This is a genomic window from Paenibacillus sp. NRS-1781, from assembly GCF_050467745.1.
Taxonomy (GTDB): Bacteria; Bacillota; Bacilli; order Paenibacillales; family Paenibacillaceae; genus Paenibacillus; species Paenibacillus terrae_A.
The window spans coordinates 114,156-127,788 of the sequence record NZ_JBITPI010000035.1; the positions used below are offsets into that span (position 1 = coordinate 114,156).

General features: G+C 41.0%; 11 protein-coding genes and 1 pseudogene. 7 read left to right on the forward strand and 5 right to left on the reverse strand.

Translation table 11 applies throughout. From position 1 onward, the window contains the following. Window positions 1-5: 5 nt before the first annotated feature. Window positions 6-937 (forward strand): annotated as a pseudogene (locus ACIFO6_RS13695) (aminoglycoside phosphotransferase family protein). Window positions 938-1,082: 145 nt separating this feature from the next. On the opposite strand, the gene ACIFO6_RS13700 reads toward ACIFO6_RS13695, so the two are convergent. After that, on the reverse strand, window positions 1,083-1,526 hold the full coding sequence (locus ACIFO6_RS13700) for a VOC family protein (protein WP_430041196.1): 444 nt from the start codon (window positions 1,524-1,526) through the stop codon (window positions 1,083-1,085). 254 nt (window positions 1,527-1,780) lie between these two features. Here ACIFO6_RS13700 and ACIFO6_RS13705 point away from each other — a divergent pair, with 254 nt between their 5' ends. The 5 genes from ACIFO6_RS13705 (at window position 1,781) to ACIFO6_RS13725 (ending at window position 5,973) form a co-directional block, all read left to right on the forward strand. Then, a complete protein-coding gene (locus tag ACIFO6_RS13705) occupies window positions 1,781-2,767 on the forward strand; it encodes an ABC transporter substrate-binding protein (RefSeq protein ID WP_430041198.1) in 987 nt (328 codons plus the stop codon). Between the two features lie 34 nt (window positions 2,768-2,801). After that, a complete protein-coding gene (locus ACIFO6_RS13710; protein WP_430041199.1) occupies window positions 2,802-3,827 on the forward strand; it encodes a FecCD family ABC transporter permease in 1,026 nt (341 codons plus the stop codon). Beyond that, window positions 3,824-4,837: a FecCD family ABC transporter permease gene (locus tag ACIFO6_RS13715; protein ID WP_430041200.1), complete on the forward strand. Its 1,014-nt coding sequence runs from the start codon at window positions 3,824-3,826 to the stop codon at window positions 4,835-4,837. Before ACIFO6_RS13710 ends, ACIFO6_RS13715 begins: the two co-directional genes overlap by 4 nt. Window positions 4,838-4,995: 158 nt before the next feature. Then, window positions 4,996-5,190, forward strand: a complete 195-nt coding sequence (locus ACIFO6_RS13720) for a DUF3934 family protein (protein WP_430041201.1) — start codon at window positions 4,996-4,998, stop codon at window positions 5,188-5,190. A 90-nt stretch (window positions 5,191-5,280) separates the two neighbouring features. After that, on the forward strand, window positions 5,281-5,973 hold the full coding sequence (locus ACIFO6_RS13725; protein ID WP_430041202.1) for a pseudouridine synthase: 693 nt from the start codon (window positions 5,281-5,283) through the stop codon (window positions 5,971-5,973). Between the two features lie 483 nt (window positions 5,974-6,456). On the opposite strand, the gene ACIFO6_RS13730 is transcribed toward ACIFO6_RS13725, so the two are convergent. Together ACIFO6_RS13730 and ACIFO6_RS13735 are read right to left on the reverse strand one after the other, a co-directional pair. After that, entirely contained in the window at window positions 6,457-7,521 is a 1,065-nt protein-coding gene (locus tag ACIFO6_RS13730; RefSeq protein ID WP_430041204.1) for a sensor histidine kinase, read from the reverse strand. Next, window positions 7,499-8,188, reverse strand: a complete 690-nt coding sequence (locus tag ACIFO6_RS13735; RefSeq protein ID WP_430041206.1) for a response regulator transcription factor — start codon at window positions 8,186-8,188, stop codon at window positions 7,499-7,501. The genes ACIFO6_RS13730 and ACIFO6_RS13735 overlap by 23 nt, the downstream gene beginning before the upstream one ends. Window positions 8,189-8,417: 229 nt before the next feature. Between ACIFO6_RS13735 and ACIFO6_RS13740 the strand changes: the two genes are divergently transcribed. Further along, window positions 8,418-9,776, forward strand: a complete 1,359-nt coding sequence (locus ACIFO6_RS13740; RefSeq protein ID WP_430041207.1) for a glycosyl hydrolase 53 family protein — start codon at window positions 8,418-8,420, stop codon at window positions 9,774-9,776. A gap of 104 nt (window positions 9,777-9,880) precedes the next feature. Here ACIFO6_RS13740 and ACIFO6_RS13745 read toward each other — a convergent pair whose 3' ends face one another. Then, window positions 9,881-12,409 carry a family 78 glycoside hydrolase catalytic domain gene (locus ACIFO6_RS13745; protein ID WP_430041209.1) on the reverse strand — a complete coding sequence of 843 codons (2,529 nt, stop codon included), beginning with the start codon at window positions 12,407-12,409 and terminating at the stop codon, window positions 9,881-9,883. Window positions 12,410-12,428: 19 nt separating this feature from the next. Beyond that, window positions 12,429-13,586, reverse strand: a complete 1,158-nt coding sequence (locus tag ACIFO6_RS13750) for an MFS transporter (protein ID WP_430041210.1) — start codon at window positions 13,584-13,586, stop codon at window positions 12,429-12,431. Between the last annotated feature and the right edge of the window lie 47 nt (window positions 13,587-13,633).

Consider the following 13,633-nt stretch of genomic DNA (forward strand, 5'->3'; position numbering starts at 1 on the left):
ACGAGATGATTAACATGTTTAGCGAAATTCCGGATGCCCATACATGGGATACAGTAGAAGAAGTCCATAAAGGCTGGTCCAAAGATAAAAAATACGATATCAAAACAAAAGATAACAGGGGGCTACTACTTCGAGTATCGGATATAGCCCAATATAAAAAGAAAAAATGGGAGTATGAATCTGTTAAAAAGCTGGACTTTCTAAAGGATATTTTAATGTCCCGACCACTTGATTTCGGGATTTGTAATCATGAAGAGTAAGTATATTCCTTATTTACCTGGATTGAGGGAGAGGATGCAGAGAAAATGATTCCCGCCTTAAATGCTAACGATCAGTATCAACTCGGGGTCCAGGCAGGTGAAATCTTGAGAAAAATGCATGACATTCCTGCGGAGCCAAATCAAGTACCCTGGGCTGAATATTATAATGCCAAAATAAACAGATATATCACCAATTATATAGCTTGCGGCATTCCCTTTAGGGGAGCAGATCAAGCGATCCACTTTATTGAGCAAAATCGTCATCTATTAGAAGATCGTCCTCAAACTTTTCAGCATGGAGACTATCATGTAGGGAACATGGTGATCACCCAATCTGGTGAACTGGGTATCATTGATTTTAACAGACTAACAGACTGGATTATGGCGATCCTTGGGAAGAATTCAATCGTATTACCTGGTGTGCAGGCGTAAGCCCATTATTCGCTTCGGGTCGTATCCACGGTTATTTTAATCATCATGTACCTGATTTATTTTTCAGATTAATGGCCTTGTATATTGCAAGCAACCAACTCTCATCTATTCACTGGGCGATTCCGTTTGGACAAGAAGAGGTTGACGATAGGGTGCATCGCGCTGAGTTGGTGTTGGATGCCTATGATGAATTTCAAACCTACATTCCCAAATGGTACTTGCCCGGTAGATTGTCAACAACTTGATTACCTTGAATAGCGTCCGCAGTTCTCAGTTACGGTGACTTTTAGCTTCAGACAAATTCTCTCTATACAAAAAATGTGGAATTTTTCTTAAATGAGGAATTTGCAAAATCCTGAAATAGAAAAATTCCACATTAGCTGTTCCAATCTATTTTTCAGGAACTTCCTCGCCTGTTTCTTCACTTTCACAATTCAACTGCCACTCAATTCCGAATTTGTCTTTAAGACTGCCATAGCATTTACTCCAAAATGTTTCTTGAAGCTCCATGCCTACTTCTCCACCTTCTTTCAGTTTATCAAATAGTAATTTAATTTTATCAATGTCCTTATTGACGAAGGAGAGGCTTATATTGTTCCCGACAACAAAAGGCATGCCAGGAAAAACATCGGAAAACATAACATTACTCCCATCAATATCAAGGCGTGTATGCATGACTAAATCTTTTGCCTCTTCTGGCAGCTGATATTCAGGGTTAGGCGGCGTTTGACCAAAGGTCATGATTTTTGGTTTATCCGTTTCAAATACTTCTGCGTAAAATTCCGCTGCTTCACGGCAGTTCCCATTAAAATTAAGGTAAACATCAATGGACATGCGATTCACTCCTTCGGGTTAATTAGTTGAACAGACTGTGGTTTCAACATTTATTATTTACCTGTACATAAACATAAATACTACAAGTATCGCAGGCAGACGAATGTATTTTGTGATACAAAAGTAACAAATTCGAAGAAAGGGTTGACAAGCAGCAAGGAGAAATTTACAATTTTATATTAGTGATAATGATTATCAATATCGATAATTCTAAGTAACGCTGCAATGACTATAAACTAAAGGGGGTTTAAAGAATGAATAGCAAGATGAACAAGAGGGTTTGCATGTTTTTATGTGTATTTACTGTTTGGATCTTGGTTCTTTCGGGCTGCGGCAACGCTGGAGGGACCTCCGAGTCCTCAGCCAAGCAGGAAACCACCGACACAAAAAAGGAGGCAAGTACGGACACCGGTACCCGTACCGTATCCACAGTCATGGGGGATGTTGAGGTACCTGCCAATCCTCAACGTGTGGTGGTCAACTGGTATATTGGGGACGTATTTACATTGGGCTTGACACCAGCCGCGGTATCAGGGTGGTCGCAAAAAACCATGCCTTTTTTTGATAAGCTAAATGGAGTTCCAAATATTGAAAAGTGGGAATCCGAGGAAATTATGAAGTATGATCCTGACTTGATCATTACATATGACACTAAGGATTATGACAAGCTGTCCAAAATTGCGCCCGTCTTGGTGATGCCTGAAAATAAAATGACAGCACTTGAACGGGTTAAATTCTTAGGACAGGCCACAGGTCATGAGGCAGAAGCGGACAAGGAGATTGCTACCTTTGAAAGCAAGCTCAATGATGCTAAAGAAAAATTAAAATCCGACATTTTCAAAGACAAAACCTTTAGCATATTCGAGGATTGGGGTAGCGACTCCTACGGAGTATATTATGAAACAGGCTCACGCGGCGGAACGTTGCTGTATAACTATATCGGACTTCACAAACCGGAAAAACTCGAAAAGTTAGTTAAGGATTCAGGAGAGAGCAGAGGGTCTTTATCCTATGAAGTGGCTGCTGAATATTTTGGCGACTATGTCCTCTGGTTCAAGCAGGAAGGCAAGGAATCTCAGTTTGCCAAAACGAAAATATGGAGCAGTATCCCGGCCGTGAAAAATGGGAATATCATCGAGATTCCAGCGGATTATGCAGGCCTGTTCTACTACTCTGACGTTTTGAGCATGACGGGGCAATTGGACTATATTACAAACAGATTGCTGGAAAAGACGAAGTAAGCAGAGCATAATTGACCCATTAAGGATGTAATGTATGTCTACTCACAAAGAGCAAAACAAAAAAGGAACACTTCATTTTATAGGATACATGATCTTAGGTCTGATCCTACTGCTGCTGGTAACCGCAGCTTCTATTACCTTTGGAGCCGCGGAAATGAGCCTGAAATTAGCATGGGGCGCTGTGTTTCAGTTTGATCCTGGTATTACAGAGCATCAGATTATTCACACTCTGCGTTTCCCGCGTACGGTGGCTGACATCATTGTAGGGTGCAGTCTGGCGGTTTGCGGGGCCATTATGCAGGGAACTACCCGCAACCCGCTGGCAGACTCTGGGCTCATTGGTATTAGCTCAGGATCGACATTTGCTATCGCGTTATGTATGGCCTTTTTACCCGGTCGTACCTATGCAGAAACCATGCTGTATTCCTGTATGGGTGCGGCAGTGACTACTGGAATTACGTATTATATTGCATCTATAGGTAAACGGGGGATGACCCCTCAGCGTCTGGTGTTAGCTGGAATGTCCATCTCCATGCTTTTTGGTGCGTTTAGTTCTTTTATTGCTATTAAATATAAGATCGGCCAAGCACTTGATTATTGGACAGCAGGTGGTACAGCCAGTGCCCAGTGGAACGAATTGGCTATCATTGCGCCCTTATTCATATTGGGTGTAATCTGTGCCATTATTCTTTCTCCCTCCATCACGATCTTAAGCTTCGGAGAGGATGTAGCATCAGGCTTGGGTATTCATGCCAATAGAATCAAAGGTTTTTCGACCTTAATTGTCTTGGTGCTCACAGGGATTTCTGTCATTGTGGTGGGTCCCATTGGTTTTGTGGGTCTGATTGTACCGCACATCATGCGTCATCTGGTCGGAACGGATTATCGGTATATCATTCCGGCTTCAGCACTGTATGGTGGAGTTTTTTTAGTAGCAGCGGATTTATTGGGAAGACTTATTAACCGTCCCCATGAAACACCGTTGGGTATTATCTTTGCATTGGTGGGTGTACCTTATTTTCTCTACCTTGTGCGTAAGCAAAGGAGGGAGTTTAGTTGAACCAGCCTCGCAATGCAACTGCCAGAAGTATAGGGATTATTGTATTGTTAGTTGTGCTGACGATCTTGGTGGCGATACTCAGTATGAATGTGGGCAAGATGAATCTGTCCCCTATGGAAGTATTCAAGGTTATCATTGGTGAAGGGACTCGCAAGCAGAATCTGATTGTGTTTGATTTTCGCCTGCCGCGTATCGTTCTAGGTATATTGGTCGGCATCGGTATGGCTATTTCGGGTTGTATTATGCAAAGCTTGCTTAAAAACGACATGGCCAGTCCTGGTACGCTGGGAATCAGTTCCGGCTCTGGCTTGTTCGTACTTTTGTATGTTACTGTATTCGCCAGTGAGGGATTGTTTTCGCCCATCGTCCTGCCGGGACTGGCCTTTGCAGGGGGCATTGTAGCCGCAATTCTTATTTTCTTGTTCGCCTATAGGCGGAGGAAAGAAATTTCACCAACCGGCTTAATTTTAACAGGCGTTGCTATGGGCAGTGGTTATTCCGCATTGTCATTAATGATTACACTGAAGCTGGACGAGAAGCAATATGATTTTGCTTTGCGCTGGCAGGCTGGAAGCCTGTGGGGAGATGACTGGAGCTACATTATGGTCCTGCTTCCTTGGGTGCTCATCATTAGTTTTTACGTCTTTTATAAGTCGTACACTCTTAATGCGTTGAACTTGGGGAACCAGACAGCATCGGGACTCGGTGTAGCGATCAAAGGGGAATTTATTGGTCTTACTATTGCTGCGGTGGCACTCGCCTCTGGTAGCGTAGCCCTTGGCGGGAACTTCTTTTTTGTAGGGATGGTTAGTCCACATCTGGCGCGCAAGCTGGTAGGGCCTAATCATAAGCTATTGCTGCCTACCACGGCATTGGTAGGGGCGCTGGTCATTCTGATCGCGGATACGATCACCCGCACGATCAGTTTTGGAGCAGATATCCCGACAGGCATCATTATCACGATCCTGGTGACGCCTTATTTCCTTTATTTGTTGTCGAAGGCCAGCTGATCCATATATAACCCAAAGGGCGTTAACCGATATGAGCTGTGAGCTTGCTTCGAGTCTTTGTTTCACAGAGATATATTTTAAAAACAAGCAGGCATTATATCCGAAGTAATGGTATGATAGCTTAGTTAAATCTGAACGACTACTATTGGAGTGATCATATGGGTGCAAAAAGTAAGGGCGGCGGAACTGGCAGAGGTACAGGTAGTAAGGGCTGGACACGTTGGAACAAAACAGCGAAGCCCACAAGGGTAAAAAACGCTTCTACAGGTGCGCCGGGAAGTAAAGCCGCAGGCGGCGCAAAAGGCGGCAGTACCAAACCAAGTGGTAATAAAAGCGGCGGCAGAAGTAAGTAAGCCGGGCAAGTATATCGTAGTTCAAAAAGGTGAACACCTGATTTGGCAAAAGCAATCAGGTGTTTTTAATTCGAAGTAAGCAGGTGAATAGTGCGAATTAATAAGTACATAAGCGAAACGGGATTCTGCTCACGCAGGGAAACGAATAGATTGATTGCAGCCGGGCGAATCACGATTAATGGCACGGTTTGCGAAGCTGGAGCGAATGTAGAGCCGCAGGATTCCGTACTGATTGATGGGGAAACGATTCCGGTTAATAATAGAAAGCCTGTATATTTGGCCCTGAATAAGCCCAGCGGCATTGTGTGTACGGCAGCGGAACAGGTTGCTGGCAATATTATTAGTTATGTAAACTTCCATTCACGGATTTTTGCCATTGGCAGGCTGGATAAGGCATCGGAGGGGATGATTTTACTAACGAATGACGGAGATATCGTTAATAAAATGATGCGTTCTGAGCATGGTCATGAGAAAGAATATGTGGTGACCGTGGACAAGCCTGTTACAAGCGAGTTTACGCAGGCTATGTCCCGCGGTGTTGAAATATTAAACGTCATCACTAAACCATGTGACGTTTACCAGCAGGGTGAATATGAGTTTCGTATTATTTTGACCCAGGGCCTGAATTTGCAAATCCGCAGAATGTGCAAGGCTTTGGGGTTCAGGGTACTGAAGCTGGAGCGTATTCGAATCATGAATATTACCTTGAACGAGCTGGAACGAGGGAAATGGAGACATCTGGATGAGAAGGAGCTAAAGGTGCTTCTTTCTACGTTGAGATAACAATCCATGCTGCTGTGGATGGAATATCAGGAGAAGTATTTTCAAAAGAGACAAAAGTCGCTGATTGGAATGAGCAAGCAATACTTATTCACAAAACTCGTATTTTGTACATAAGTATAAGGTTATTTGAAAACCTCTTTGTTTGTATATTAGTTGTGCGTTTATTTGTGCAGCGACATTAAACTCCCCCTACTTTTGACATTATGATGGTGCCTTTATGAATAATGACAATAAAGTATGCCTCTAAATATATTTATTCCTTGGTTAGTGCTTGTGGGACGGTCTCATCTACACCAAATGTCTAGGTACCAGCTTTAATGTACTGTACGTCTAAACCCGGTGCAACGATGAGACGGCACTTCCCCTTCTTTGGACTTGGTTGCACGCGCGGCTTGTCCGTCCCAAAAAGTAGCTTGTTGATAGCGGTTCAATTTGGTTCATTGGTCTTTCAACTCCTGTTGGAGCAAAAAACGTCGGTTGATGTTATTCAATCAGCTGGGACTCATCAAATGAAAACGTCACGATAAATTCACTGCCTTTGTCTGGTTCACTGTTTACCTGGATTTTCCCGTTGCATAAACAAACGATACGATAAACCAACGCAAGACCTAAGCCGTTTCCTTCTTTTGATCTCGATCGATCTCCTTGGTAAAACTTTTCAAAAATATGTTTTTTTACTTGTTGAGTCATGCCAATACCGCTATCCTTAATCGAAACAAAGATCTCTGTTTCCCTCTTTATTAAAGTAACTTGAATGCTGCCATACGAGGGAGTAAATTTAATGGCGTTTGATAACAGATTGATCCACACTTGCATCAGCAAATTTTCGTTTTGATAAAACAACGTTTTGGGAAGGTCCAATATCAATTCAAGTTCCTTATCCAACCACGCTTTTTCAAAATAAAGCAGCACTTGACGGATTTGCTCGTCAAGACGGTAGAGCGTTTTATCAGTGACTTTATCTTGATTCTCCAGCTTGGAAAGCCTCAAAATATTGGACGACATCGTGCTGAGCTGCTTGGTGCTATCAAGTATTATTTGGATATATTGCAGCCGTTCATCATCTGCTAACTCATTGTCCTGCAATAAAGTAGCATACCCTTCAATTGCGGTTAGGGGCGTTTTAAATTCGTGAGAGATATTGGCAACGAAATCATTTCTCATCATTTCAATGCTGTTCAATTCAGCCACCATTTGATTGAAGTTCAGAAAAATTTCCTCGATTTCTTTAATTTTAGTATCAGTATTCATCTTCACACGGAAATTTCCGTTTGCAATTTCCTTGGAAGCATAATTAAGCTTCATCATAGGTGTAAGAATTTGTTTCCCCACCTGGGATGTTATAGCGGTGCCAATAACAAGGCTAAGAATCAACGCTATTACAAAGGAGAAGGAAAGGTTAAACTCCATATAATAGAACAAATCCGTATTCAATACCAAAAAAACAATGGAATAGGCTGTAATTCCGGCCACAACTAATATACCAAATACAATGAATACAAGGCGGTTCCATAAACCGGCTTGTTTATTTTTCATGTTTTTCTTCATTTTTCACCGCCTTGTATCCCAAGCCATGTACGGTCACAATTCGAAAATCTCGGTTATCCTTTAACTTGTCCCTAATCCGATTAATGTGCACATCCACCGTCCGTTCCTCGGAATCGGTATTCATCCCCCATATTTCGTCCATCAAATTTTGCCGGGTAAATGTTTTGTTAGGATACGACATTAATTTATAAAGCACATAAAACTCCTTTTGGGACAATAGAAGCTCTTTGCCACCATAGGCTACTGTCAGACTGTCATAGATGAAGCTGGTATTCCCGCATTGAATTTTGTGCTCTGCTGCAATTTTAGAGCGGCGTAAAAGTGCATGAATCCGTAAAAGCATTTCATTAACGTCAACAGGTTTGACCATATAGTCATCTGTACCGATCAGGAACCCTTGTTTCTTGTCTTCAAAGGTATCTTTGGCTGTTATCATCAGAATAGGAATGGTCGGGTTGTAATCGCGTACTAGCTTGGTAAACTCGTAGCCATCCATATTCGGCATCATAATATCGGATATGATCAAATCGATATGTTCGCGAGCCATGATCTCAAGCGCCTGCTCTCCGTCCACAGCAGCTATAGGGTTATAATTATTTTTCTTAAGAATGACACAAAATAAATGCTGCAACTTCATGTCATCTTCAACAATCAGAATGTTAAGCATAACCGACCTCTTTTCTTTTTGCACATAGGGTATATTTCAATGATATTACTTCTATTATATCGCAAAAATATAAATATTTTTATAAAAGAAGGATTGCAACAATGACGTTAGCATAAAAAAACAAAATAACTCTTACCATCACTACAGTTCGATCAGCGACGAGTTAATAAAAAGTTTATAACTAAGTTGTATTGTATGAACTAGAACAAAATATGGAGGTTTATAAAGTATGATGAACAAAGTAAAATCATTCGTACAACGAATGAAAAAAAGCACAAAGATACTGCTCTCTATACTTGCCGTTATCGCAATATTGGGAGGAGTTATTTTAAGAAACCTGTCAGTATATGTGGAAGATGCAAATTATGTACCTGCTGCCAATACAGAAAAATTCCGGATGGCCCTCTCGGTAAGCCCATTTTCAGGCAGTGCTTTTAATAATAGATACACCTATTCTGCAGGAGAATTAACAGCCACCAACCGTGAGGAATTGGAAAAAATGTACATTTCCGCTGGGGCAACGGAAATGTACGCAAGAATCGCAACAAAACGTTATCCTACAAAGGACAACCTTGTCAATGGTGAGGAGGATTCCAATGCAAACTATCATACGTTGGAGCAAGGGTTGGAGCTGGCCCGACTGGCAGCAAAATTGAAAATACCGCTTAATCCTGAAATCATGGGTGCCTATACCTATATGGACATGGAGCGGCAGCAAGCCCCGAATTTCGAAGAATACCCGGAGATCTATGCGCTGCAAAAGGGAAAACCATGGGAAGAACTGACCTTGGATGAAATGAACGTTGTTCTGAAAGCCTATGGGAAATTTGTGGCCACAAAAATTCTGAAAACAGGGGCCACAGTTGAGAATTGGAATATTGGCAACGAGGCCAACTTTGGTTTTGCAGGAGTAAACCTTGGACTGAAAACGGCAGTTAACGAGAAGCTAGAAAAGGTTCCTGACTTTATGAGATATGTGCTTTCTATATTTGGAACAAACTGGCTTAAAAACAACGTATGGAAGTATAACGCGGTACAAATGACTGCTGTGGCCAATGGCATCAAAAGCGCGTATGCAGATTTGGGTATAGATTCCAGCAACATCAAGTTCTCCACGCATATCGCAACCGTCGTCTCGACGGTGCATAATACAGTCGCGTATTTTAAAACACTGAAGGAATACGGATTTCCAATTGATGTTGCGGGAATCAGTTTTTATCCCAGCGCACCAGGAGTTTACATCGATAAGATGGTCATGTATAAGAAAATGGTTACCGCCATCAATGAGCAGGTCGGCCTCCCCGTATTTATCGCCGAGTTTTCCTATCCTTCTGGAAAGGTGGAAGGTCCATTCGCCGGATGGTCAAAAACGGTCAAAGGATATCCTCATAACGAAGAAGGACAAGCTACTATCTACCATGATGTTATCGAATGGGGCAAAACACATGGCTTAGCAGGCATCCGGTATTGGGCTCCTGATTTCAGCGGATGGGGGAGCATGTCCATGTTTAACTACACCGAAAAAGGCGCCACAGCAAAAAGTATTTTAGTGGGAGCCCTTCAAAGCAAAACACCAGAGAAGAAGTAAGCTTCTTGCGCGATCTACCAAATGAACTTGAATTCCAGACAAAAGATATCCGAAGGGGCTGCTTTTAAAGCAGCCCCTTCTTTGCAATCAAAGTATCTAAAAATTCAAATAGATTGTCCCGTAACAAACTCAAAGTGATAACTACCAGACCCAACTAAAATCGGTTTGTCAGAATGAGTCAACCATATTTCAGCTTCAGTATTAACAGGAACTTCAACATCCATTGAAAATATATTTTTTTCAAACGCCCATTTTGATTTGATATTACCATAAGCCGACTTAAAAGATGCTTCCACCCAAGAAATACCATCTATCAATTCAGGTTTAACCATGAAACGTTTGTATGCTGGTTCGATCAAGCGTATACCTGCCAAGTTTTGATACATCCAATCTCCAATAGCTCCATATGCATAGTGGTTAAATGAATTCATACCTGATTCATCAAAGTTTCCATCTGGATTAATCGAATTCCATCTTTCCCACATCGTAGTTGCGCCCATGTTAACTGTGTAAAGCCAGGAAGGATAATCCTCTTTCAAGAAAATTTCACCAGCCAATTGATGATATCCATTTTCTGATAGCGTTTGGCATAGGTATGGTGTTCCTAAAAAACCTGTCACTAAGTGATTATCGTGTCGTTTAAGATTGTCCACCAGTGATTTCAAAATTCTTGGGCGATCCTTTTCTTCCGCTAAATTAAAATGAAGCGCTAAAATACAACCGGTTTGCGTTTCACTGACTAGACGACCCTTCTGCGTAATATACTCTGCTCTAAAATCTGCGATAATTCGTTCATATAATTGTTGATACTTTTCAGCATCTTCTTTTTTACCTAGTATTTTTGCGGTTTCTATCAAGAGAGAAGTCGAATAAGCATAGAACGCGGAAGCAATGAAGTATACATCGGTCGCACCTACACGATCGCTGCCCTCCTCTTTATCAAGTGCCACCCAGTCACCAAAATGGAATCCTTGTTGCCATAGTTCTGAGCCCTCCGTTTTGCTATGGATATACTCTACCCAATCCTTCATACTTTCATATTGATTTTCTAAGATGCGTTTATCCCCATAGACAAGGTACATAGTCCATGGAATAATCGTTGCTGCATCCCCCCAACCAGTCGCTGCTTCTGATTCACCTAAAATATTAGGCACAATGTATGGTACCCCATATTTACGAGTTTGTTCTATCGCCAAGTCTTTTAACCATTTTGTAAAGAACAATGCTGTGTTAAAGTTAAATGACGCTGTTCTGGCAAAAACTTGGGCATCACCTGTCCAACCTAAGCGTTCATCACGTTGAGGACAATCTGTTGGAATATCTAAGAAATTACTTCTTTGACCCCATTCGATATTCTTTTGTAGGCGATTCACTTTAGGATTGGAACAAGTAAATGTTCCCGTTTCCTCCATGTCAGTATGCAATGCACAGGCGGTGAAGTCTTGTATATCCCAAGTGTTCACCAAACCTTCAATAGCGATGTATCTAAAACCGTGGAAAGTAAATTTAGGCATAAACACATCATCTGAACCACTACAAATAAACACATCTTCCGGTTTAGCCGCACGTAAGTTTTCAGTATAGAAGTTGCCCTCTTTGTCAAGAACTTCAGCATGCTTGATAGTTATCTTTGTACCTTTGGGTTGCTTTAATTTGCAGCAAACAAAACCAGTCATATTTTGACCAAAGTCTATGATCGTCTCACCTTTAGGGTTCACTATGCTTTCTACCGGTTTGATTTTCTTAGTTATTTTGACTTGCTCATTTTCTTGTGCGACTAGAACCGTTTTTGGAAAGCTATACACCTTGACTTCCCCAAATTCCGATTCACTGATCGTTTTATCAATGCATTCGCCAAGATACATTTCGCTTGTTACGGTTTCACCAGTAAAGCAGGACCAACTGTTATCCGTTCCAAACTCTTCAATTGCACCATCTTCATATTCTACTTTTACATATGCAATTGCTGCGACTTTATCCCCGTAGTTGTTTGGCGAAGATTCTAAGCCAAAAATCCCTTTAAACCAACCGTTAGCAACCGTCATATCTAGCTTGTTATCTTCGTTAGACTGTTTTAGCAATTCGGTAATATCATAGGTTTGATATTGAATGCGATGATGATAACTGGTCCACCCTGGTGTGAAATAGTAGTCACCCACTTTGCTACCATTCAAAGAGAGCTCATATACGCCTAAAGCAGAAGCGTAGATGCGTGCCTTGGCAACCTTGCCTTGTAATTTGAAAGATTTCCTGAAGATAGGTATTTCTTCTCTTCCCTCGTTGTTTACGGTAATCCAATCGGCTTTCATATTTTTGTAATCCATTAAACCTGTTTCAAAGCTGCTTGTGATCGATGCTCTTTCCCCATAATTATTTAAGACTTCAAGAATTACTTGATAAGCCGTTAACGGTTGTAAGTCTTCTCCAGCATATTCAACTAAATGAGAAGCATCCGACTGGCAAGCGCCTGAATCCCAAACCAATTCATCATTATATTTTACAAAAATTCTATATTCTTGCTGTTTCACTTCTTGCTTTGGCGAAGTCATTGTCCAACTAAAACGTGGTTTTTCAACATCTAAACCGATAGGAGCTTGGCGATACTCAATCTTAAAAACATTAATTGTAAACATTTCTTCATCCTCTTTTCATCTATGCTTTGATTTTTTTTACTAAGAAAAGTCCTAAAATAGCTAAGATAATTAGCAATGCTCCACCATTAATAAACACGGCAATAGCAGGCTCAGCTGTTTTAATGCTTGCTAAGGCAAGCAGTCCATAGGGTGCTAAGAATGAGCCTATATTTGCACCAACTAATAAAACTGATGTATTAAATGTTTCAGATTTTTTGGGCGATAAGATGCTCACTTGGTTAAACAAGAACGGGATAAATAATGAGAATGAGATTCCCACTAAAATAGAACCAAAGGCAACAACATATAGATTTGAAATACTAGAAATTAAGAAGAAGCCTGATCCCATTAAAAATAAGGAAGTGTGTAAGGTATATTTGTGCAGTTTAGACTGAACAATACCAAACAAGAAGCCCGTTGCCATACTTGCCAGTTGCATAATACTAAAAATACGGCTTGCACTTGTTTCTGATCCAAGTTGATAAGTCGTTAAAAGTGTCGCAAGCTTGACAAAAACAGCATTATAAAGAATGCATGCGATGATCAGGAAAAAGGCATAGCCGATAATCGCTTTATTGGTTTTAAACGTTTGTGGTGCTTCCTCCTCAGCTGTCAAACCATAAGATTCAGGTTTAGGAACAAACATTATAAATAGCACCAAAATCGGGAAAGCTATTGCATAGACAAGAAAAGAGTAATGCCAGCCGTGAGTTAATAAACTTCCTGCTAAGAACGTTAATAGGGCTGCTCCTAAACCTTGGAAAGCACTCTGGAATCCAATCAGTGTTGCACGTTCATTTCCAGAATAAAATGATGAAATCATACTTACTGCAAGTGAGTTCATCAATCCAAACCCAATTCCCAAGCCAGCTCTTGAGATTAAAACTAATGTGTAGCTACTCACAAAAGCTGGCATAATACCACAAATCCCTGTAATGATTAATCCAATAATAATTGTTTGCTTTTGACCAATTTTGCGGGCGATAAAACTACTCAACAAAACAAAAAACATAACCATAAAAGAAGGTATGGTGGTTAACAGCTCAATAGATGATAACGAATAACCACTAAATGATTCGCGCATTTGTGGTATTGCTCCACTTATCGCCGTTGACGAAGTTAATATTAATGAAACTGATAATAAAGAAAACTTCATTAAATTTTTGTCTTTTTTCATGTGCTTTTCCCCTTGCAAGTTGTTTTTTTTGTTACAAACTCTGTTTT

What these genes read in the sequence shown, in the direction of transcription:
- ACIFO6_RS13730 (WP_430041204.1), bottom strand. Translation starts at nt 7,521, where the DNA reads ATGAAGAAAAACATGAAAAATAAACAAGCCGGTTTATGGAACCGCCTT.
- ACIFO6_RS13705 (WP_430041198.1), top strand. Translation starts at nt 1,781, where the DNA reads ATGAATAGCAAGATGAACAAGAGGGTTTGCATGTTTTTATGTGTATTT.
- ACIFO6_RS13740 (WP_430041207.1), top strand. Translation starts at nt 8,418, where the DNA reads ATGATGAACAAAGTAAAATCATTCGTACAACGAATGAAAAAAAGCACA.
- ACIFO6_RS13745 (WP_430041209.1), bottom strand. Translation starts at nt 12,409, where the DNA reads ATGTTTACAATTAATGTTTTTAAGATTGAGTATCGCCAAGCTCCTATC.
- ACIFO6_RS13735 (WP_430041206.1), bottom strand. Translation starts at nt 8,188, where the DNA reads ATGCTTAACATTCTGATTGTTGAAGATGACATGAAGTTGCAGCATTTA.
- ACIFO6_RS13700 (WP_430041196.1), bottom strand. Translation starts at nt 1,526, where the DNA reads ATGTCCATTGATGTTTACCTTAATTTTAATGGGAACTGCCGTGAAGCA.
- ACIFO6_RS13750 (WP_430041210.1), bottom strand. Translation starts at nt 13,586, where the DNA reads ATGAAAAAAGACAAAAATTTAATGAAGTTTTCTTTATTATCAGTTTCA.
- ACIFO6_RS13710 (WP_430041199.1), top strand. Translation starts at nt 2,802, where the DNA reads ATGTCTACTCACAAAGAGCAAAACAAAAAAGGAACACTTCATTTTATA.
- ACIFO6_RS13720 (WP_430041201.1), top strand. Translation starts at nt 4,996, where the DNA reads ATGGGTGCAAAAAGTAAGGGCGGCGGAACTGGCAGAGGTACAGGTAGT.